This is a genomic window from Hydrogenophaga pseudoflava, from assembly GCF_004353865.1.
Classification (GTDB): domain Bacteria; phylum Pseudomonadota; class Gammaproteobacteria; order Burkholderiales; family Burkholderiaceae_C; genus Hydrogenophaga; species Hydrogenophaga pseudoflava.
This window is the reverse complement of sequence record NZ_CP037867.1, coordinates 1,461,161-1,479,682: the sequence shown is the minus strand read 5'-3', so window position 1 is coordinate 1,479,682 and position 18,522 is coordinate 1,461,161. Positions and strand designations below refer to the sequence as shown.

Annotated in this window: 19 protein-coding genes and 1 tRNA gene; 14 read left to right on the top strand and 6 right to left on the bottom strand. The window is 65.8% G+C overall.

Going from position 1 to position 18,522, the window contains the following annotated elements; translation table 11 throughout:
• The first annotated feature begins 2 nt into the window (after positions 1 to 2).
• The 3 genes from HPF_RS07280 (at position 3) to argG (ending at position 3,513) form a co-directional block, all read left to right on the top strand.
• Positions 3 to 1,751, top strand: coding sequence for a hypothetical protein (locus tag HPF_RS07280; RefSeq protein WP_133156181.1), 1,749 nt, complete (start codon positions 3 to 5; stop codon positions 1,749 to 1,751).
• A gap of 76 nt (positions 1,752 to 1,827) precedes the next feature.
• The gene (ppnP, locus tag HPF_RS07275; RefSeq protein ID WP_066149948.1) at positions 1,828 to 2,145 is read left to right on the top strand and encodes a pyrimidine/purine nucleoside phosphorylase; all 318 of its coding nucleotides are present in this window, start codon (positions 1,828 to 1,830) and stop codon (positions 2,143 to 2,145) included.
• A gap of 30 nt (positions 2,146 to 2,175) precedes the next feature.
• The gene (argG, locus tag HPF_RS07270; protein WP_127806806.1) at positions 2,176 to 3,513 is read left to right on the top strand and encodes an argininosuccinate synthase; all 1,338 of its coding nucleotides are present in this window, start codon (positions 2,176 to 2,178) and stop codon (positions 3,511 to 3,513) included.
• A gap of 141 nt (positions 3,514 to 3,654) precedes the next feature.
• On the opposite strand, the gene murB is transcribed toward argG, so the two are convergent.
• Positions 3,655 to 4,719 (bottom strand): UDP-N-acetylmuramate dehydrogenase, encoded by a 1,065-nt coding sequence (murB, locus tag HPF_RS07265; RefSeq protein ID WP_133156180.1) that lies wholly within the window; start codon positions 4,717 to 4,719, stop codon positions 3,655 to 3,657.
• Between the two features lie 39 nt (positions 4,720 to 4,758).
• Here murB and HPF_RS07260 point away from each other — a divergent pair, with 39 nt between their 5' ends.
• The 3 genes from HPF_RS07260 to HPF_RS07250 are packed head-to-tail and all read left to right on the top strand — an operon-like array spanning position 4,759 to position 6,561.
• A complete protein-coding gene (locus HPF_RS07260; RefSeq protein ID WP_079366963.1) occupies positions 4,759 to 5,250 on the top strand; it encodes a YajQ family cyclic di-GMP-binding protein in 492 nt (163 codons plus the stop codon).
• A gap of 22 nt (positions 5,251 to 5,272) precedes the next feature.
• The gene (locus HPF_RS07255; protein WP_133156179.1) at positions 5,273 to 5,872 is read left to right on the top strand and encodes a hypothetical protein; all 600 of its coding nucleotides are present in this window, start codon (positions 5,273 to 5,275) and stop codon (positions 5,870 to 5,872) included.
• 20 nt (positions 5,873 to 5,892) lie between these two features.
• Entirely contained in the window at positions 5,893 to 6,561 is a 669-nt protein-coding gene (locus HPF_RS07250; protein WP_066149932.1) for a retropepsin-like aspartic protease family protein, read from the top strand.
• On the opposite strand, the gene HPF_RS07245 is transcribed toward HPF_RS07250, so the two are convergent.
• The 5 genes from HPF_RS07245 to HPF_RS07225 are packed head-to-tail and all read right to left on the bottom strand — an operon-like array spanning position 6,558 to position 10,933.
• On the bottom strand, positions 6,558 to 6,926 hold the full coding sequence (locus tag HPF_RS07245) for a RidA family protein (protein WP_127806803.1): 369 nt from the start codon (positions 6,924 to 6,926) through the stop codon (positions 6,558 to 6,560). The genes HPF_RS07250 and HPF_RS07245 overlap by 4 nt on opposite strands.
• Positions 6,923 to 7,552: a glycerol-3-phosphate 1-O-acyltransferase PlsY gene (gene plsY, locus HPF_RS07240; RefSeq protein ID WP_133156178.1), complete on the bottom strand. Its 630-nt coding sequence runs from the start codon at positions 7,550 to 7,552 to the stop codon at positions 6,923 to 6,925. Before plsY ends, HPF_RS07245 begins: the two co-directional genes overlap by 4 nt.
• A gap of 43 nt (positions 7,553 to 7,595) precedes the next feature.
• The gene (locus HPF_RS07235) at positions 7,596 to 8,087 is read right to left on the bottom strand and encodes an aminoacyl-tRNA deacylase (RefSeq protein WP_133156177.1); all 492 of its coding nucleotides are present in this window, start codon (positions 8,085 to 8,087) and stop codon (positions 7,596 to 7,598) included.
• Positions 8,087 to 9,130, bottom strand: a complete 1,044-nt coding sequence (locus tag HPF_RS07230; protein WP_066149920.1) for an aldo/keto reductase — start codon at positions 9,128 to 9,130, stop codon at positions 8,087 to 8,089. The genes HPF_RS07235 and HPF_RS07230 overlap by 1 nt, the downstream gene beginning before the upstream one ends.
• A 54-nt stretch (positions 9,131 to 9,184) precedes the next feature.
• On the bottom strand, positions 9,185 to 10,933 hold the full coding sequence (locus HPF_RS07225) for an acetate--CoA ligase (RefSeq protein WP_133156176.1): 1,749 nt from the start codon (positions 10,931 to 10,933) through the stop codon (positions 9,185 to 9,187).
• A gap of 35 nt (positions 10,934 to 10,968) precedes the next feature.
• Here HPF_RS07225 and HPF_RS07220 point away from each other — a divergent pair, with 35 nt between their 5' ends.
• From HPF_RS07220 to HPF_RS07185, 8 genes are all read left to right on the top strand, one after another.
• Positions 10,969 to 11,886: an alpha/beta fold hydrolase gene (locus HPF_RS07220; protein ID WP_133156175.1), complete on the top strand. Its 918-nt coding sequence runs from the start codon at positions 10,969 to 10,971 to the stop codon at positions 11,884 to 11,886.
• 54 nt (positions 11,887 to 11,940) lie between these two features.
• A protein-coding gene (prfB, locus tag HPF_RS07215) for a peptide chain release factor 2 (protein WP_133156174.1) occupies positions 11,941 to 13,045 on the top strand; the annotation gives its coding sequence in 2 pieces (ribosomal slippage) (positions 11,941 to 12,021 and positions 12,023 to 13,045; 1,104 coding nt in all).
• Positions 13,045 to 13,707, top strand: a complete 663-nt coding sequence (locus HPF_RS07210; protein ID WP_133156173.1) for an HAD family hydrolase — start codon at positions 13,045 to 13,047, stop codon at positions 13,705 to 13,707. The genes prfB and HPF_RS07210 overlap by 1 nt, the downstream gene beginning before the upstream one ends.
• Entirely contained in the window at positions 13,694 to 16,393 is a 2,700-nt protein-coding gene (pepN, locus tag HPF_RS07205; RefSeq protein ID WP_133156172.1) for an aminopeptidase N, read from the top strand. Before HPF_RS07210 ends, pepN begins: the two co-directional genes overlap by 14 nt.
• Before the next feature lie 18 nt (positions 16,394 to 16,411).
• On the top strand, positions 16,412 to 17,428 hold the full coding sequence (locus HPF_RS07200; protein ID WP_133156171.1) for a class 1 fructose-bisphosphatase: 1,017 nt from the start codon (positions 16,412 to 16,414) through the stop codon (positions 17,426 to 17,428).
• 24 nt (positions 17,429 to 17,452) lie between these two features.
• Positions 17,453 to 17,528 (top strand) — tRNA-Thr (locus HPF_RS07195).
• A 52-nt stretch (positions 17,529 to 17,580) separates the two neighbouring features.
• Positions 17,581 to 18,063, top strand: coding sequence for a YeeE/YedE family protein (locus HPF_RS07190; RefSeq protein WP_079366974.1), 483 nt, complete (start codon positions 17,581 to 17,583; stop codon positions 18,061 to 18,063).
• A complete protein-coding gene (locus HPF_RS07185) occupies positions 18,060 to 18,485 on the top strand; it encodes a DUF6691 family protein (RefSeq protein ID WP_079366975.1) in 426 nt (141 codons plus the stop codon). Before HPF_RS07190 ends, HPF_RS07185 begins: the two co-directional genes overlap by 4 nt.
• Positions 18,486 to 18,522: the final 37 nt, after the last annotated feature.

Sequence of the window (18,522 nt, the reverse complement as noted above, 5' to 3'; positions counted from 1 at the left end):
ACATGATACGAACGAGCATCGTCAGTGCTCTGCTCGCCTGCGCGCTGCTGAGCGCATGCGGAGGCGGACAAGACCAGTCGCTGGAGCAAGAGGCCCGCACTGATACAGCGTCGGCGGACACCACCACCGCCCCTCCCCCTGCTGGGCCACCCGTCGCGTCCCCCGAAGACAACGCGGCATGGGCACGATCAGCGGCCTTGAGCCAGGCGGACGTTGAGCAGGGCCGAGAGGGCAGCAACCGCGCAGAGACTTTGTCATTTGTCGCCCCAAAAGCGGTGACAGCGCCCGCAGCCCCGATCTACCGCTTTTTCAACACCCAGACTGGCGCGCACTTGCTGACCAGATCAATCACAGAGCGCGACTCCACCCTCAACACGATGCCCCAGTTCCGTTATGAGGGCCCCGTCTTTTCGGCTTGGCAAACAACCGACACCGGCCTAGCACCTGTGTACCGATTTTTCAACAATCGGACAGGGACACACATGTTCACCATCAGCGAGTCCGAGCGGAACAACATCGTCGCTACCATGCCATGGATGACGCTGGAGGGTACCGCCTACTACGCGGCGAGAACAGCACTTCCTGGAACCACTGCCCTCTATCGCTTCTACCACCTGCAACGCGGATTTCATTTCTATACAGCGAGTGCTGGCGAACGAGATCACTTGATCGCCAACTTGGCCGGTACTTACCAATATGACGGCGTTGGCTATTTCGTCAATGCCTCCGTAGGAAGCTACAACAGGGCGCTGGCTTCGCTTGCCGGCAAGGTCAATACGTACGGAAATGTCAACGGCCTGGGGGAAAGCGCTCGCTTCGGTCTTTTGCGTGGCATGGCATTTGATCCTGCAGGCAATCTATACGCCGTTGATGTCGAGCAATGTTACGGAATGATGTGCAACCCTGAGATTCGCAAAATTTCTCCAAACGGAGTGGTCACAAGTTTCGCTGGCTCATGGCTATCCCAATACAGATACAGCAACGGCATTGGGAGCGGTATTGCTTTTTATGATTTGCGAGCATTGACGATCGATTCAACAGGAAATATCTACATTGGCGATGGTCGAACGGTAAGATCAATCAACACATCTACTGAATCGAGAATGATCGCAGGCAGCCTGTCTGAACCGGGTTATCTCAACGGTCAAGCACAGTCAGCTCGTTTCAGAGGAATTCAAGGTATTGCACGTGATAGCTTGGGCAACCTGTATGTCGCAGACACTGACAATCATGCGATTCGAAAGATATCAACCACGGGGGTGGTAACTACTTTCGCCGGAGCAGATCCATCCGCACAATACAAAACTGGAAACGCCGATGGTGTTGGCACAAATGCCCGCTTCAATGGCCCAAAGCAAATCACCATCGATTCGAGCAACAACCTCTACGTAGCCGACTACGGCAATCACCTTATTCGAAAGATTAGCCCCTCGGGTGTCGTTACAACGCTCGCAGGACAAAGCAACAAGGGCGTGGTTGATGGCGTAGGCACGTCGGCGCGTTTTGACGGCCCGTTTTCAATAACGATCGATAGATCGACCGAAAATCTGTACGTGAGCGACTGGAACGGCTGCGTCGTGCGCAAAATCACACCTGCAGGAGAGGTGACTACTGTGGTGGGCACGCCATACAACTGCGGTGTCTTCTTCGGCGCCCTACCCGCAGGTCTGGCAGAAGTTGGCGGCCTGGCGATCCGCAATGGTCGCCTCTACATCGCCTCTCTGAACGGCATCTACTGGACCAACCTTTGACACCACCAGTGGTCCACTAAAATCGCGGGTTGCCCGGGCGCCGTTCGGCGCCCGTTTCCTTTTCCGGACCTTCCTCATGACCACCTCGCGCATCGACGGCGTTGCCGTCACCACCCAGGCCAATGTCTACTTCGACGGCAAGTGCGTCAGCCATGGCATCACCTTCCCCGACGGCACCAAAAAGTCGGTCGGCGTGGTGCTGCCCGCCACCCTGACCTTCAACACCGGCGCGCCCGAGATCATGGAATGCGTGGCCGGCGGCTGCGAATACAAGCTGGCCGGCACCGACGCCTGGATCAAGTCCGGCCCGGGCGACAAGTTCAGCGTGCCCGGCAACAGCAGCTTCGACATCCGCGTGACCGAGGCCTACCACTACATCTGCCATTTCGGTTGATCCGCAGCCGATCCCAAAGAGAGCACACACATGGCCACCATTCTTCAGAACCTGCCCGCCCAGCAGAAAGTCGGCATCGCCTTCTCCGGCGGCCTGGACACCTCCGCCGCCCTGCTGTGGATGAAGCAGAAGGGCGCCCTGCCCTACGCCTACACCGCCAACCTCGGCCAGCCCGACGAGAGCGACTACGAAGAAATCCCGCGCAAGGCCATGGCCTACGGCGCTGAAAAAGCCCGCCTGGTGGACTGCCGCCTGCAGCTGGCGCACGAAGGTATTGCCGCCATCCAGTGCGGCGCCTTCCACATCAGCACCGGCGGCATCACCTACTTCAACACCACCCCTCTGGGCCGCGCGGTGACCGGCACCATGCTGGTGGCCGCCATGAAGGAAGACGACGTCCACATCTGGGGCGACGGCTCGACCTTCAAGGGCAACGACATCGAGCGCTTCTACCGCTACGGCCTGCTGACCAACCCCAGCCTCAAGATCTACAAGCCCTGGCTGGACCAGCGCTTCATCGACGAGCTGGGTGGCCGCAAGGAGATGAGCGAGTTCCTGATCGCCAACGGCTTCGACTACAAGATGTCGGTGGAAAAGGCCTACAGCACCGACAGCAACATGCTCGGCGCCACGCACGAGGCCAAGGACCTGGAAGAACTGTCGTCGGGCATCCGCATCGTCAACCCCATCATGGGCGTGGCGTTCTGGAAGCCGGAAGTCGAGGTCAAGGCCGAGGAAGTCACGATCCGCTTCGAGGAAGGCCAGCCGGTCGCCCTCAACGGCCAGACCTTCGCCTCGCCGGTCGAGCTGTTCCTCAAGGCCAACGAGATCGGTGGCCGCCACGGCCTGGGCATGAGCGACCAGATCGAGAACCGCATCATCGAAGCCAAGAGCCGCGGCATCTACGAAGCCCCGGGCATGGCGCTGCTGCACATCGCCTACGAGCGACTGGTCACCGGCATCCACAACGAAGACACGATCGAGCAGTACCGCATCAACGGCCTCAAGCTGGGTCGCCTGCTCTACCAGGGCCGCTGGTTCGACCCGCAGTCCATCATGCTGCGCGAAACCGCCCAGCGCTGGGTGGCCCGCGCCGTGACCGGCGAAGTGACGCTGGAACTGCGCCGCGGCAACGACTATTCGATCCTCAACACCGAGTCGCCCAACCTGACCTATGCGCCCGAGCGCCTGTCGATGGAGAAGGTGGAGGACGCCCCGTTCAGCCCGCTGGACCGCATCGGCCAGCTGACCATGCGCAACCTCGACATCACCGACACGCGCGCCAAGCTGGGCATCTACGCCCACACCGGCCTGCTGTCGATGGGCGATGGCACGTCGGAGATCTTCAAGCTCGAAGGCGGGAAGTGATCTGACTTCGTGGAGCGGGCGGCGCCGGGGTACGGCGCTGCGCCGCTCATGTCCCCCGGCGGCCTGTGGCCGCCTCCTCCTTTACTTCGCTTTGCAGCACCCCACCCCGGCACCGCCCTGGGCACGCAAAGATCGAAGACGTCAGATGACGACAGGCTCCGGCTCCAGCCGGATGCCAAAGCGCTCGTAGACACTGGTCTGGATCGCCTTGGCCAGGGTCATCACCTCGCCACCGGTGCAAGGGTGCTCGTCATCCCCCCGGTTGACCAGCACCAGCGCCTGCTTGTCGTACACGCCCGCATGGCCCATGGTCTTGCCCTTCCAGCCGCAGGCGTCGATGAGCCAGCCGGCGGCCAGCTTGATGCTGCCGTCATCCATCGGGTAGTGCACCACCTTCGGATCGCGCGCGATGATGTCGGCGCACTGCTCGGGCGTCACCGTCGGGTTCTTGAAGAAGCTGCCGGCGTTGCCGATGACGGCCGGGTCGGGCAGCTTGGCGCGGCGGATCGCGACCACCCAGTCGAAGATCTGGCGCGCATCGGGCTGGCGGATGCCCGTCTCGTCCATCTTGCGCTCCAGGTCCAGATAACCCAGCACCGGTTTCCAGGGCTTGGGCAGCCAGAAGCGCACCCGCGTGATGAGTGCACGACCTTTCAGGCCAAAACTGCGCTCGTCCGAGGGTGCGTGCTTGAACACCGAATCGCGGTAACCGAAACCGCACTGGGCCGCATCCAGCGAAAACATCCGCCCGGTCTCCAGGTCCATCGCGTCCAGCGAGTGGAACCGGTCCTGCAGCTCGACGCCATAGGCGCCAATGTTCTGCACCGGCGCCGCCCCCACCGTGCCCGGGATCAGCGCCATGTTCTCCAGCCCCGGCCAGCCCTGCTCCAGCGTCCAGTGCACGAAGTCGTGCCAGCCCTCTCCGCCGCCGGCCTCCACCAGCCAGCCCTTGTCCGTTTCTTCGACCAGCCGCCGCCCGGCGATCTCCACCTTGAGAACCACGGCCTTGAGGTCTCCCGTCAGCACCAGGTTGCTCCCGCCGCCCAGCACGAACACCGGGTGTTCCGCCGACGGCTGCCGCCAGTCGGGGCTGGCCATCAGGCCGAGCAGATCATCGACGGAGCGCAGACGAACGAGGCGTTGCGCACGCGCGGCGATACCGAAGGTGTTCATCGGCTGGAGGGCGACATTGTTCTCGACTAACATCCATGGATTGTCTCATTCACGCATCCGGGAGTACCACTCATGCCCTCTTTCGACACCGTTCTTGAAGCCGATTTCGTGGAAGTGAAAAACGCGGTCGACCAGGTGGCCAAGGAGATCGGCACGCGCTTCGATTTCAAGGGCACCAGCGCCGGCATCGAGCTCAAGGAAAAAGACAAGGAAATCACCCTGTTCGGCGACGCCGACTTCCAGCTCCAGCAGGTCGAGGATATCCTGCGCAACAAGATGACCAAGCGCAACGTCGACGTGCGCTTCCTGGACATCGGCAAGGTCGAGAAGATCGGCGGCGACAAGGTCAAGCAGGTGGTCAAGGTGCGCAATGGCATCGCCAGCGAAGACGCCAAGAAGATCCAGCAGACCATCAAGAACAGCAAGATGAAGGTGCAGGCCGCGATCCAGGGCGACGCGGTGCGCGTGACCGGCGCCAAGCGCGACGACCTGCAGGCGGCGATGGCCCTGATCCGCAGCGAACTCAAGGAACTGCCGCTGGGCTTCAACAACTTCCGCGACTGAGCGACACCGGCTCCCTCGCCTCATGCGCAGCCCCTTCTGTCCTGTCCCGGCGCTGGTCCTGGCAATACCGCTGATGCTCGGCGGGCCGGCTCTCGCCGCTGTCTTCAAGTGCAAGGCCCCGGATGGCGCCACCATCTTCCAGGACAGCGAATGTGGTCCCGGAAGCCAGCCGCTGCAGGCGCCGAAAGCTGGCAACAGCCCCCCGGTCGATCTGACCCAGCCTCTGGACAAACGATTCAAGACACCCGAAGAAAGGGACCGGCTGATGGCGGCGCTCAAGATCGCGGGGCTTGATCTGGGCATGCGCAAAGGCATCGAGTTCTGCAAGACCCACGCGGCCGCGCATGTGGCCGGCATCGAGCAGGTCTACAGCGGGTGGCGCCAGCAGCACGCCGTCGCAATCGGCACCGCCGACCGGCTGATCGAGAAGTACACCACCACGCGCGAACGTGCCGATGGTGTCAGCGACATCGTCGCCCTGCTGGAGCAGTCCCTTCAAACGCGGGCCGGCAACGATGCGGCGCGCAACACGGACAACTGCAAGAGCGCGCCGGTCAAGCTGCGCTCCTTCCTGGACAACCGCCACACCGATATCTATTCGGCGGTCGGCAGCGGCCGCTGATACTCACCACGTGGGGATGCATGTCGACGAAGCCCGTCTTTCACGCCGTGTCGACCGCCCTGCTCCTGGCCCTGCTCGCGGGTCAGGCGGCCGCCCAGACCTCACCACAGGTGGCACTGTCCGGCGTGTCTGGGCAGAAGGCCTTGCTCGTGGTCGACGGCGCTGCACCAAAGTTCCTGGTCGCCGGACAGACACATCAGGGAGTGAAGCTCCTGTCGGTGGATGGTGACTCGGCCACCGTGGACATCCAGGGCCAGCGACACGTGTTGCAGGTGGGCGCGGCGCCGGTGAGCGTCGGCAACGGGCGTTCGGACGGGGGAGGACAGCGCATCGTGCTGACCGCCGACCCCAGCGGCCACTTCCTGCCCGATGGCCAGATCAACGGCAAGTCGGTGAAGTTTCTGGTGGACACCGGCGCCACCACCGTCGCCCTCGGGGCGGCCGAAGCCCGGCGCATCAACCTGAAGTACGACCACGGGCGCCGCATCCAGATGAGCACCGCCAATGGCCTGTCCACTGGCTACCTGATCCGTCTGGCGTCGGTGCGGGTGGGCGATGTCGTGGCCTACGACGTGGACGCCGTGGTCTCGCCACAGCCCATGCCCTTCGTGCTGCTGGGCAACAGCTTCCTCAACCGCTTCCAGATGCAGAAGAACAACGACCAGCTGACGCTGGAGAAACGTTTCTAGACCTGCGCCGCGGTCACGACGATCTCGATCTTCCACACCGGGTCGGCCAGCGCGGCCTGCACCGTCGCCCGGGGCGGCGCGGTGCCCGGCACCACCCAGGCGTCCCAGACCTCGTTCATGGCCCCGATCTCGCGGATGTCGGTCAGGTAGATCTGCGTGCGCAGGATGCGCGACTTGTCGCTGCCCGCGTCCTTCAGCCGTTGTTCGACCTGGGCCAGCACGTCGGCGGTCTGGCTGCGGATGTCGGTGGCCTCGCATTCCGGCACCATGCCGGCGAGGTAGACCACGCCGTTGAACACGGCCGCTTCGCTGTAGCGCGCGGCCATGCCGTGGCGCTGAATCTCTCGGGTGGTGTCGTGGCTCATGACTTCTTCGCTCCCAGCTTGCTTTCCTTGCCTGCGAGCAGGCGGTTGATGTTTTCCGCATGTCGCCAGATCAGCAGCAGGGCCATGAGCGCCAGCGCCAGCACCTGGGTCGACGGTGCGGTCCAGGCCACGTGGTTGCCGAACAGGAAGAACGTGGGCGCGAAGATGGCCGTGACCATGGAAGCCAGCGACGAATAGCGGAAGGCATAGGCCACGATTACCCAGGTCAGCAGCGAGGCCAGCCCCAGCCAGGGGTTGAAGCCGATGATCACGCCCGCCGCGGTGGCCACGCCCTTGCCGCCCTCGAATCGGAAAAACACCGGCCAGAGGTGACCCAGGAAGGCCGCCAGCCCGACCAGGGCCACCGAGCCATCGCCCAGGCCCCAGGCCTCGCCCCACCATTTCACGGCCACCACCGGCACCCAGCCCTTGAGCGCGTCCAGCAGCAGCGTGAGGATGGCCGCCTTCTTGCTGCCCGAGCGCAACACGTTGGTGGCGCCCGGGTTCTTGCTGCCGTAGGTGCGCGGGTCCTGCAGCCCCATGAGGCGGCTGACGACCACGGCAAACGACAGCGATCCGATCAGGTAGGCCACGATGGTGGCGATGGCAGGGGTCAGGAATTCCACGTTCGACGTCCTTGTTGACGCCGCACGGCGGCGGCGCGGGCAACTATTCTGCCAGCGCGCACTGCACCGGCTTCGCGCCCAGCGGCCCTGCGAGCACGGCGGGATCGATGCCGACCAGAAAGCCGCGGCGCCCGCCGTTGATCCAGATCTTCGGCAATTCGAGCACGGTCGACTCCACGTAGACCGGCATGTCGCGCTTCAGGCCGAACGGCGAGGTGCCGCCCACCAGGTAGCCGCTGTGCCGGTTGGCCACCTCGGGCTTGCAGGGTTCGACCGACTTGGCACCGATCTGCCGCGCCAGGTTCTTGGTGGACACCGTGCGGTTGCCATGCATCAGGATGGCCAGCGGCTTCGCCGTCTCGTCCTGCATGATCAGCGTCTTGACCACCGCGAACGGGTCGAAGCCCAGCACCGCCGCGCTGTGCTGAGCACCACCGTGCTCCAGGTACTCGTAGGGGTGCTCGGTGAACACCACACCGTGCGCCTTGAGCCAGGCAGTGGCGGGTGTTTCACTGACGTGGGGCTTCTTCGCCATCACTGGGCCGGGTCGCGCAGCTCCCAGCGGATCGTGTCGATGGCCTTGAGCAGTTCGGGCGACAGCGTGGTGCCCCACGCGTCCAGGCACTGCTCCAGTTGTGTCACCGAGGTCACGCCGATGATGGTGCTGGCCACCTTGGGGTGGTGGTAGCAGAAGGCCAGCGCCAGCTGGGCCGGCGTCAGGCCGTGTTCACGCGCCAGCGCGTTGTAGCGTTTCGCGGCGGCCAACGCCTCAGGCCTGCCCCAACGCTGCGCCTTCATGCTGTCGAACAGGGCCATGCGGCCGTGGTTGCCGACCAGCCCGGTTTCGTCGTACTTGCCGGTCAGCAGGCCGAAGCCCAGCGGCGAGTAGGCCAGCAGCGACACCCCCAGGCGGTGGCAGGTTTCGTCCAGGCCGTTTTCGTAGGCGCGGTTGATCAGGCAGTACGGGTTCTGCACCGTGGCCACGCGCGGCAGGCCCATCTGCTCGGCGATGCGCACGAACTCGTGCACGCCGTAGGGCGACTCGTTGGACAGGCCGATGGCGCGCACCTTGCCGGCCTTGACCAGCTCGGCCATGGCTTCGAGCTGCACCTCGATGGACGGCATGGGCCGGTCCTTGGCCGGATCGAAGTAGATCGCGCCAAACGCCGGCACGTTGCGCGCTGGCCAATGGATCTGGTAGAGGTCGATGACGTCCGTCTGCAGGCGCTTGAGGCTGCCTTCGCAGGCTTCGATGATCCCGGCCTTGCTGACTTCGCCGCGAATCCAGGGCATCCCGCGCGCCGGGCCGGCGACCTTGGTCGCCAGCACCACCTTCTGCCGCGCGCCGGGGTTCTTGGCGAACCAGTTCCCGATGATGGTTTCGGTGGAGCCGCAGGTCTCGGCCCTGGCCGGCACCGAGTACATCTCGGCGGCGTCGATGAAGTTGACACCGCGCGCCAGCGAGCGGTCGAGGATGGCGTGGGCGTCGGCCTCGTTCACCTGCTCGCCAAAGGTCATGGTGCCCAGGCAGATGGGGGTGACGGACAGGCCACTCTGGCCGAGGGTGACGTGATTCATGGGTGGTTCTGGAAAGGGTGGAAACGCGAGACAGCCGGCGAGTTTAGAAGCGAATCAAAGCCCACGCTGTCCTGCGCGTTCCCGCGCCCGCTCCTCCTCCTTCAGGCGCAGCACGCGCCGCTGCACCTTGCCGGTGGTGGTCATGGGCAGGGCGTCGACGAACTCGATCTCCTTGGGGTACTCGTAGGGCGCGAGCTTGCCCTTGACGTGGGCCTGAAGGCTGGCGACCAGCGCCTCGTCGCCGGTGGTGCCCGGGGTCAGCACCACATAGGCCTTGACCACCGCGCCGCGTTCGGGGTCGGGCTTGGGCACCACCGCGGCGTTGGCCACCGCCGGGTGCTTGACCAGGCAGTTCTCGATCTCGCTGGGCCCGATACGGTAGCCGGCGGCCTTGAACACGTCGTCGCTGCGGCCCTGGTACCAGAGGTAGCCGTCGGCGTCGCGCACCGCGAGGTCGCCGGTGCGGCACCAGCTGTCCGCCATGTCACCGGTGAACTTGGCTTTTGTGGCCGCCTCGTTCTTCCAGTAGCCCAGGAAGAAGATCGGGTCCGGGTCGCCGTGGATGTCGAGCCGGTGCACCGCCACATCGCCCGGCACGCCGACCGGGCACTCGTGGCCTTCCTCGTCGATCACCGCCACGCGGTGACCCGGGTAGCCCTTGCCCATGCTGCCCGGCTTCGCGGGGTACAGCCGCGCGCAGTTGCCGACGATGTAGTTGATCTCGGTCTGACCGAACATCTCGTTGACGGTCACACCCAGCTGCTCGCGGCAGTAGGCGAACACCGCGTCGCCCACCGCCTCGCCCGCACTCATGATGGCTTCGAGCTTCAGCGTGAACTGTCCGCGCGGCGTCGGGAAGGCTTTCATCATGGCCTTGAGCGCGGTGGGGAACAGGAAGGTGTGGGTGACGCCGTGGCGCTGCATCAGCTCGAACGCGGTCTGTGGCGCGAAGCGGCCGTTGAAGCCGACGATGGTGCGGCCGAAATACAGCGTGGGCAGCAGCGCGTCCATCAGGCCACCGGTCCAGGCCCAGTCGGCCGGCGACCAGAACACCGCCTGCGAGCTTGCCGACGCGTCGAACGGGTCAAAACCGAACCAGTTCTGGCTGCAGACAAAGCCGGTCAGGTTGCCGATCAGCGCGCGGTGCGGAATCAGCGCGCCCTTGGGATTGCCGGTGGTACCGCTGGTGTAGATCAGCACGGCCGCCTCGTCCGCCAGCGTGTTCACCGCCTTGAACTTGGCCGGCTCCTGCGCCAGCACCGCCGACCAGTCCAGCACACCCGGCGCCGCGGCGTCCACCGCAATCACGTGGCCAAGCAGCGGGCACTGCGCCGCCACCGCTTGCAGCGCCGGCAGGGTGCTGGCGTCGCAGATGGCCACCACCGCCTCGCTGTCGTGCAGGCGGAACTCCAGCGCCTCGGGGCCGAACAGCTGCGACAGCGGCATGCCGACCGCGCCCATCTGCAGCACCGCCATGTAGGCCACGGCGGTTTCGAAGCGCTGCGGCAGCACGATGGCCACGCGGTCGCCGCGGCGCACACCCAGCGCCGCGAGCGCGTTCGACAGCCGGTTGGCCTGCGCCTGCAGCTCGGCATAGCCGTGGTAACGGTCCTCACGGTCGGGCGAACAGGCGATGACCGCCGTCTGCGAGGCCGTGGCCGGGTCAGCCGCCCAGCGGCGCGAACAGACCTCGGCCATGTTGAAGTGCCTCGGCACCTTCCAGCCGAAACGCCGGTGCAGATCGGCGTAGCCATCGGCCTGCGGGCGGGGTTTGTGGGTGTCGCTGTGTTGACGCTGCCGCATCGCGTGTCTCCGTCTCGTTCCTTATGATGGATCGAATGTATCAAGCCCTGAACGCCTCCCGCAGCCGCTTCGTGCCCGTGCGCCACCTGTCCTACCACGTGCGCGAATGGGGCACACCGGTGGCCGGTGAACCGCCGCTGGTGCTGGTGCATGGCTGGATGGACGTCGCGGCCTCGTGGCAGTTCATGGTGGACGCGCTGCGCACGCCGCGATGGATCGTGGCGCCCGACTGGCGCGGCTACGGCCTCACCAAATCGGGCGTTGGCGACGGACCTCCGGCCGACAACTTCTGGTTCCCCGACTACCTGGCCGATCTGGACTTCCTGCTCGACGCGATCGCGCCCGGCCAGGCGGTGGATCTGGTCGGTCACAGCATGGGCGGCAACGTCGCCATGATGTACGCGGGCGTGCGGCCCGAGCGCATCCGGCGCCTGATCAATCTCGAAGGCTTCGGCATGCCCGAAACCCGGCCGGCCCAGGCACCCGGTCGCTATGCGCAGTGGATCGACGAGCTCAAGGCGCTGCACCGCGGCGAGATGGACCTCAAGCCCTACGACAGCGCCGAGGGTGTGGCGCGGCGGCTGATGAAGACCAACCCGCGCCTGACGCAAGACAAGGCGGACTGGCTGGCCCGCCAGTGGGCCGCGCCGGACGCCCAGGGCCGCTGGACCATCCTCGGCGACGCGGCGCACAAGGTGGTCAACGCCCACCTCTACCAGGTGCCCGAGGCGCTGGCCCTGTACGAGCGGATCAGCGCGCCGGTGCTCTCGGTGACGGCCAGCGACGACAGCCTGGGCCAGTGGTGGAAGGGCCGCTTCACGCTGGAGCAGTACCGCGAGCGGCTGCGCCACGTGCCCCAGCTCACCGAGGCGCACATCGACAACGCGGGCCACATGCTGCACCACGACCAGCCGGAAGAACTGGCACAGCTGATCGAAAACTTCCTGGCGTGAGAAAATCGCGGGTTTCGCGGGGCTGCCCCGCGCCACCGACAGCGAGAACACACCATGGAAGCCGAACGCATCAACGCCATCCGCAATCAACTGGCCGACCTCAGCGCACGCGTGGTCGAGCTCCGGAGGTATCTTTGACTACGATGCCAAGGCATTGAAGTTGTCGGAGGTCGCCAGCGCGCTGGAAGACCCCACCGTCTGGGACAACCCCAAACGCGCCCAGGAGCTGGGCAAGGAAAAAAAATCGCTGGAAGACGTGGTGGTCGTGCTTGACCGCCTCTCCAGCGAGCTGGCCGACAACAGCGAACTGTTCGAGATGTCCGAGGCCGAGGGTGACGACACCGGGCTGGAGACCATCGAAGGCGAGGCGAAGAACGTGCAGGCCGAGGTCGAGAAGCTCGAGTTCCGCCGCATGTTCAACAACCCGGCCGACCCGCTGAACTGTTTTGTGGACATCCAGGCCGGCGCGGGCGGCACCGAAGCCTGCGACTGGGCCAGCATGCTGCTGCGCCAGTACCTCAAATACGCCGAACGCAAGGGCTTCAAGACCACGGTCGAGGACGAGACCCCGGGCGACACCGCCGGCATCAAGAGCGCCACCATCAAGGTCGAGGGCGAATACGCCTACGGCCTGCTGCGCACCGAGACCGGCGTGCACCGCCTGGTGCGCAAGAGCCCGTTCGACAGCTCGGGCGGCCGCCACACCTCGTTCGCCTCGCTGTTCGTCTACCCCGAGATCGACGACTCGATCCAGATCGATATCAACCCCGCCGACGTGCGGGTGGACACCTTCCGCGCCTCCGGCGCCGGCGGCCAGCACATCAACAAGACCGACTCGGCCGTGCGCCTGACGCACATTCCGACCGGCATCGTGGTGCAGTGCCAGGACGGCCGCAGCCAGCACAGCAACCGCGACGTCGCCTGGCAGCGCCTGCGCTCGCGCCTGTACGACCACGAGATGCGCAAGCGCCAGGAAGAGCAGCAGAAGCTGGAAGACACCAAGACCGACGTGGGCTGGGGCCACCAGATCCGCAGCTACGTGCTGGACAACAGCCGCATCAAGGACCTGCGCACCAACGTCGAAATCTCGGCCACGCAGAAGGTGCTCGACGGCGACCTGGACCCGTTCATCGAAGCCTCGCTCAAGCAGGGCGTGTGATGGTCGGCGCGCTGATCTTCGACATGGACGGCACGATGATCGATTCGATGCCGTGGCACCAGAAGAGCTGGGTCGCGTTCTGCGAACGCCGCGGCCTGGACATCGACGTGCCCGACCTGATGCGCCGCACCACCGGCCGCACCGGCATCGAATGCATGGTCGAGCTGTTCGGCGGCCTGCCGCCCGAACAGGCTCAGGCCTATGTCGACGAGAAAGAAGGCATCTACCGCGAGCTGTTCGCCCCCGTGTTCGCCGAGATCGCCGGCTTCAAGGCCTTCCTCGGCCAGGCGCAGTCGCGCGGTCTGGCGGTGGGTGTGGGAACGGCCGGCGACCGCCACAACCAGGCCTTCGCCTACCGTCACCTGTCGCTGGGCCAGACCCTGCCCACCGTGGGCGGCGACGAAGGCCTGCCCGGCAAGCCCGAGCCCGCGATCTTCCTGGAGGTGGCGCGCCGGATCGGCGTGGCGCCCGAGCACTGCATCGTGTTCGAGGATGCGCCGCTGGGCATCGAGGCCGCGCGCCGCGCCGGCATGCGCGCCGTGGGCATCTGCAGCTCGCACCACGCCGACGAACTCGACGGGCCCCATGTGCTGGCCCGTGTTCCCGACTACCAGACCCTGATCAAAACCCGTTTTCTGGAGACCGTCCATGCAACTGCGTGAGGCCACCGGCCCTGCGATGGTGATCCGTCGCGAAGACTACACCCCGCCCCCGTTCTGGATCGACCGCATCGAACTCACGTTCGACCTCGACCCGGCCAAGACCCGCGTGCTCAACAAGATGGTCCTGCGCCGCAACACCGAGGTGCCGGCGCAGCCTCTGCGCCTGGACGGCGAAGAGCTGAACCTGGCGCGCGTGGTGCTCAATGGCGGCGGCTGCTCGTTCAAGATGGACGGCGACGCCTTGGTGCTGGGCAGCCTGCCCGAAGGACCCGAGCCCTTCGAACTGGAGATCTTCACCACCTGCTCGCCCGAAAAGAACACCCAGCTCTCGGGCCTGTACCTCAGCCAGGGCGACTTCTTCACCCAGTGCGAGGCCGAGGGCTTCCGCCGCATCACCTACTTCCTGGACCGTCCCGACGTGATGGCCAGCTACACCGTGACGCTGCGCGCCGACAAGGACAAATACCCCGTCCTGCTGTCCAACGGCAACCTGGTCGAGCAGGGTGAACTGCCCGACAACCGCCACTTCGCGAAGTGGGTCGACCCGCACCGCAAGCCGTCCTACCTGTTTGCCCTGGTGGCCGGCCGCCTGATCTCGCGCGAGCAGCGCATAGTCACCCGCGCCGGCAAGGAACACCTGCTGCAGGTCTACGTGCGCCCGGGCGACATGGACAAGACCGAGCACGCCATGAACTCGCTGATCGCCAGCGTGGTCTGGGACGAGGCCCGCTTCGGCCTGCCGCTGGATCTGGAGCGCTTCATGATCGTCGCCACCAGCGACTTCAACATGGGTGCGATGGAGAACAAGGGCCTCAACATCTTCAACACGAAGTACGTTCTCGCCAACAGCGCCACGGCCACCGACACCGACTTCGCCAACATCGAGTCGGTGGTCGGCCACGAGTACTTCCACAACTGGACCGGCAACCGCATCACCTGCCGCGACTGGTTCCAGCTCTCGCTCAAGGAAGGCCTGACCGTCTTCCGCGACCAGGAGTTCAGCATGGATCTGTGCGCCGAGCCTTCGGCGCGCGCGGTCAAGCGCATCGAGGACGTGCGCGTGCTGCGCACCATGCAGTTCCCCGAGGACGCCGGTCCGATGGCCCACCCGGTGCGGCCCGACCAGTACGTGGAGATCAACAACTTCTACACCGTCACGGTCTATGAAAAAGGCGCCGAGGTCGTGCGCATGATGCAGACCCTGGTGGGGCGCGACGGCTTCCGCAAGGGCATGGACCTGTACTTCCAGCGCCACGACGGCCAGGCCGTCACCTGCGACGACTTCGCGCAGGCCATCGCCGACGCCAACCCCGACAGCGAACTGGCGCGCCAGCTCGTGCCGTTCAAGCGCTGGTACAGCCAGTCGGGCACGCCGCGGCTGCAGGCCAGCGGCCACTACGACGCCGCCGAGCGCCGCTACACCCTCACGCTCAGCCAGAGCTGCCCGGCCACACCGGGCCAGAGCGAGAAACAGCCCTTCGTGATCCCGGTCACGCTCGGCCTGATCGACGCCCAGGGCCAGGACCTGGCGCTGCGGCTGCAGGGCGAATCGCAGACCAGCCGCGGCACCCGCCTGCTGGTGCTGACGCAGGCCAGCGAGAGCTTTGCCTTCGAGGACATCGACGCCGAGCCGGTGCCGTCCCTGCTGCGCGGCTTCTCTGCGCCGGTGATCGTCGACAACGGTCTGACCGACGACCAGCTGCTGCACCTGCTGGCCCACGACAGCGACGCCTTCAACCGTTGGGAAGCGGGCCAGCAACTGGCCCTGCGCCGCGCGGTGCAGGCCGTGCGCGCCGAGGGTCCGGTGGGCGCTGCGCCGCTGGACGAAGCCTTCATCGGCGCGATGCGCGCCGTGCTGCGCCACCCCACGCTGGACGCCGCGCTCAAGGAGCTGGTGCTCACCCTGCCGGCCGAAACCTACATCGCCGAGCAGCTGGACGTGGTCGATCCGCAGCGCATCCACGCGGTGCGCGAAACCATGCGCGAGCAGCTGGCCCAAGCGCTGCAGGCCGACTGGGCCTGGGCCTATGAACAGCACAAGGACAACGGCGCCTACCGGCCCGACCCGCTCAGCAGCGGCCGCCGCGCCTTGGCGGGCATGGCGCTGACCATGCTCTGCATCGCAGCGCGCGAGACCGGCGACACCGTCTGGCCCGGCAAGGCCTACCAGCGCTTCAAGGACGCGGGCAACATGACCGACCGCTTCAACGCGCTGTCGGCCCTGGTGGTCAGCGGCCAGCCGCTGGCGCAGGAGGCGCTGGCGCGCTTCCACGCGATGTTCAAGGACGAGGCCCTGGTGATCGACAAATGGTTCGCGCTGCAGGCCGGCGCGCCCGACCGCGGCGGCAACGTGCTGCCCGCTGTGCGCCAGCTGATGACCCACCCCGACTTCAACCTGAAGAACCCCAACCGCGCGCGCAGCGTGATCTTCAGCTTCTGCTCCGCCAACCCGGCCGGCTTCCACCGCAGCGACGCGGCGGGCTACGTGTTCTGGAGCGAGCGCGTGCTCGAACTCGACGCCATCAACCCGCAGGTCGCCGCCCGCCTGGCGCGCGCGCTGGACCGCTGGAAGAAGCTGGCCGAGCCCTACCGCAGCGCCGCCCGCGAGGCCATCGCCCGCGTCGCGGCCAAGAGTGACCTGAGCGCCGACGTGCGCGAAGTCGTCACCCGCGCCCTGGCCGAATAAAAGACATCTGGAGCCTCCATGAAACGCATTTCCCTCACCCGCTACCTCGTCGAGCAGCAGCGCGTCGACGGCCACATCCCCGGCGACCTGCGCCTGCTGCTGGAAGTGGTCGCGCGAGCCTGCAAGCGCATCAGCCAGGCCGTCAACAAGGGCGACCTGGGCGAGGTCATGGGCACGGCCGACACCGAGAACGTGCAGGGCGAGGTCCAGAAGAAGCTGGACATCATCGCCAACGAGGTGCTGATCGAGGCCAACGAATGGGGTGGCCACCTGGCGGCCATGGCCAGCGAGGAAATGGACAGCATCTACCTGGTGCCCAACCGCTACCCGCAGGGCGAGTACCTGCTGATGTTCGATCCGCTGGACGGCTCGTCCAACATCGATGTCAACGTCTCCATCGGCACCATCTTCAGCGTGATGAAGAAGCCCGAAGGCAGCCCCGGAGTGAGCGAGGCCGATTTCATGCAGCCCGGCAGCCAGCAGGTGGCCGCCGGCTACTGCGTCTATGGCCCGCAGACCACCCTGGTGCTGACCGTGGGCGACGGCGTGGCCATGTTTACGCTGGACCGCGAACAGGGCTCGTTCGTGCTGACCAAGGAAAACGTGACGATCCCGGCCGACACCAAGGAGTTCGCGATCAACATGAGCAACATGCGGCACTGGGCGCCACCGGTGAAGCGCTACGTGGACGAGTGCCTGGCCGGCAAGGAGGGCCCGCGCGGCAAGGACTTCAACATGCGCTGGGTGGCCTCGATGGTGGCCGATGTGCACCGCATCCTCACCCGCGGCGGCGTCTTCATGTACCCCTGGGACAAGCGCGACCCGGACAAGCCGGGCAAGCTGCGCCTGCTGTACGAGGCCAACCCCATGGGCTGGCTCGTGGAACAGGCCGGTGGCGCCGCCACCAACGGCCACGGTCGCATCCTGGACATCACCCCGACCAAGCTGCACGAGCGCGTGAGCGTGATCCTGGGTTCCAAGAACGAGGTCGAGCGCATCACGGCCTACCACCTCGAGGCCGAAGCGGCCAAATGAGTTTTTGCTAGAATCTCGGGCTTCGCCGGTGTAGCTCAGTTGGTAGAGCAGCTCATTCGTAATGAGAAGGTCGGGGGTTCGACTCCTCTCTCCGGCACCAATCCCAAAGCCCTGACTCGAAAGACTCAGGGCTTTTTCATTTCATTCACCCCATGGACGCCATCGCCTCTTCCATTGCCGCCCTGTTCCCCCTGGGCTGGATCCACTACCTGGCCGGCGGGCTGCTGATCGGCGCGGGCGTGGCCCTGCTGTTCGTCTGCACCGGCCTGGTGGGCGGCATGAGCACGGTGTTCTCGTCCACCTGGTCGTTCGTCGTGCGGCGGCCGTTCTTCCAGCAGGCGCGGTTCACCGATTCGCGGGTCTGGCGCCTGGTCTACGCCGCCGGCCTGGTCCTGGGAGCGCTGGTCTGGTGGCTCGGATTTTCCGATGGCACGCCCGGTTCCACCGACATCCCGGCCTGGCAGTTGCTGCTGGGGGGCGTGCTGGTTGGTTACGGCGCGCGACTTGGCAACGGCTGCACCTCGGGCCACGGCATCTGCGGCCTGGGTTCGCTGCAACTGCCCTCCCTGGGGGCGGTGCTGACGTTCATGGCCACCGCCTTCCTGGTGGCCAATCTGGTCGGGAGCTTCGCATGAGCGGTTTTTCTCTGACCCCCTCGAAAGCCCTGGCCGTGCTCGCCAGCGGGGCGCTGTTCGGCTTCGGGCTCTCGCTGGCCACCATGATCCGGCCCGAGGTGGTGCTGAGCTTCCTGCGCTTTCAGGACATGGGGCTGATGCTGGTCATGGGCGGCGCGGTGCTGGTCACCCTGCTGGCCTACCGCTTCAGCCCGGCGCTGCTGCGCCAGCCGCTGCTGGGCGGCTACTTTCACCAGCACGTGAGTGTCTGGAACCGCGACACTCTGATGGGTGCCGCCCTGTTCGGTGCCGGCTGGGGCCTGTGTGGCGTCTGCCCCGGTCCGGCCATCGCCGGGCTGGGCACCGGCAACTGGGACCTGCTGTGGGCGCTGGGCGGCATTGCCCTGGGCGCCCTGCTGCAGGGCCTGCGCGCCCGCGCCTGACGAACTTCCTCTCTGCCGGCCGATCCCAACCCATTTT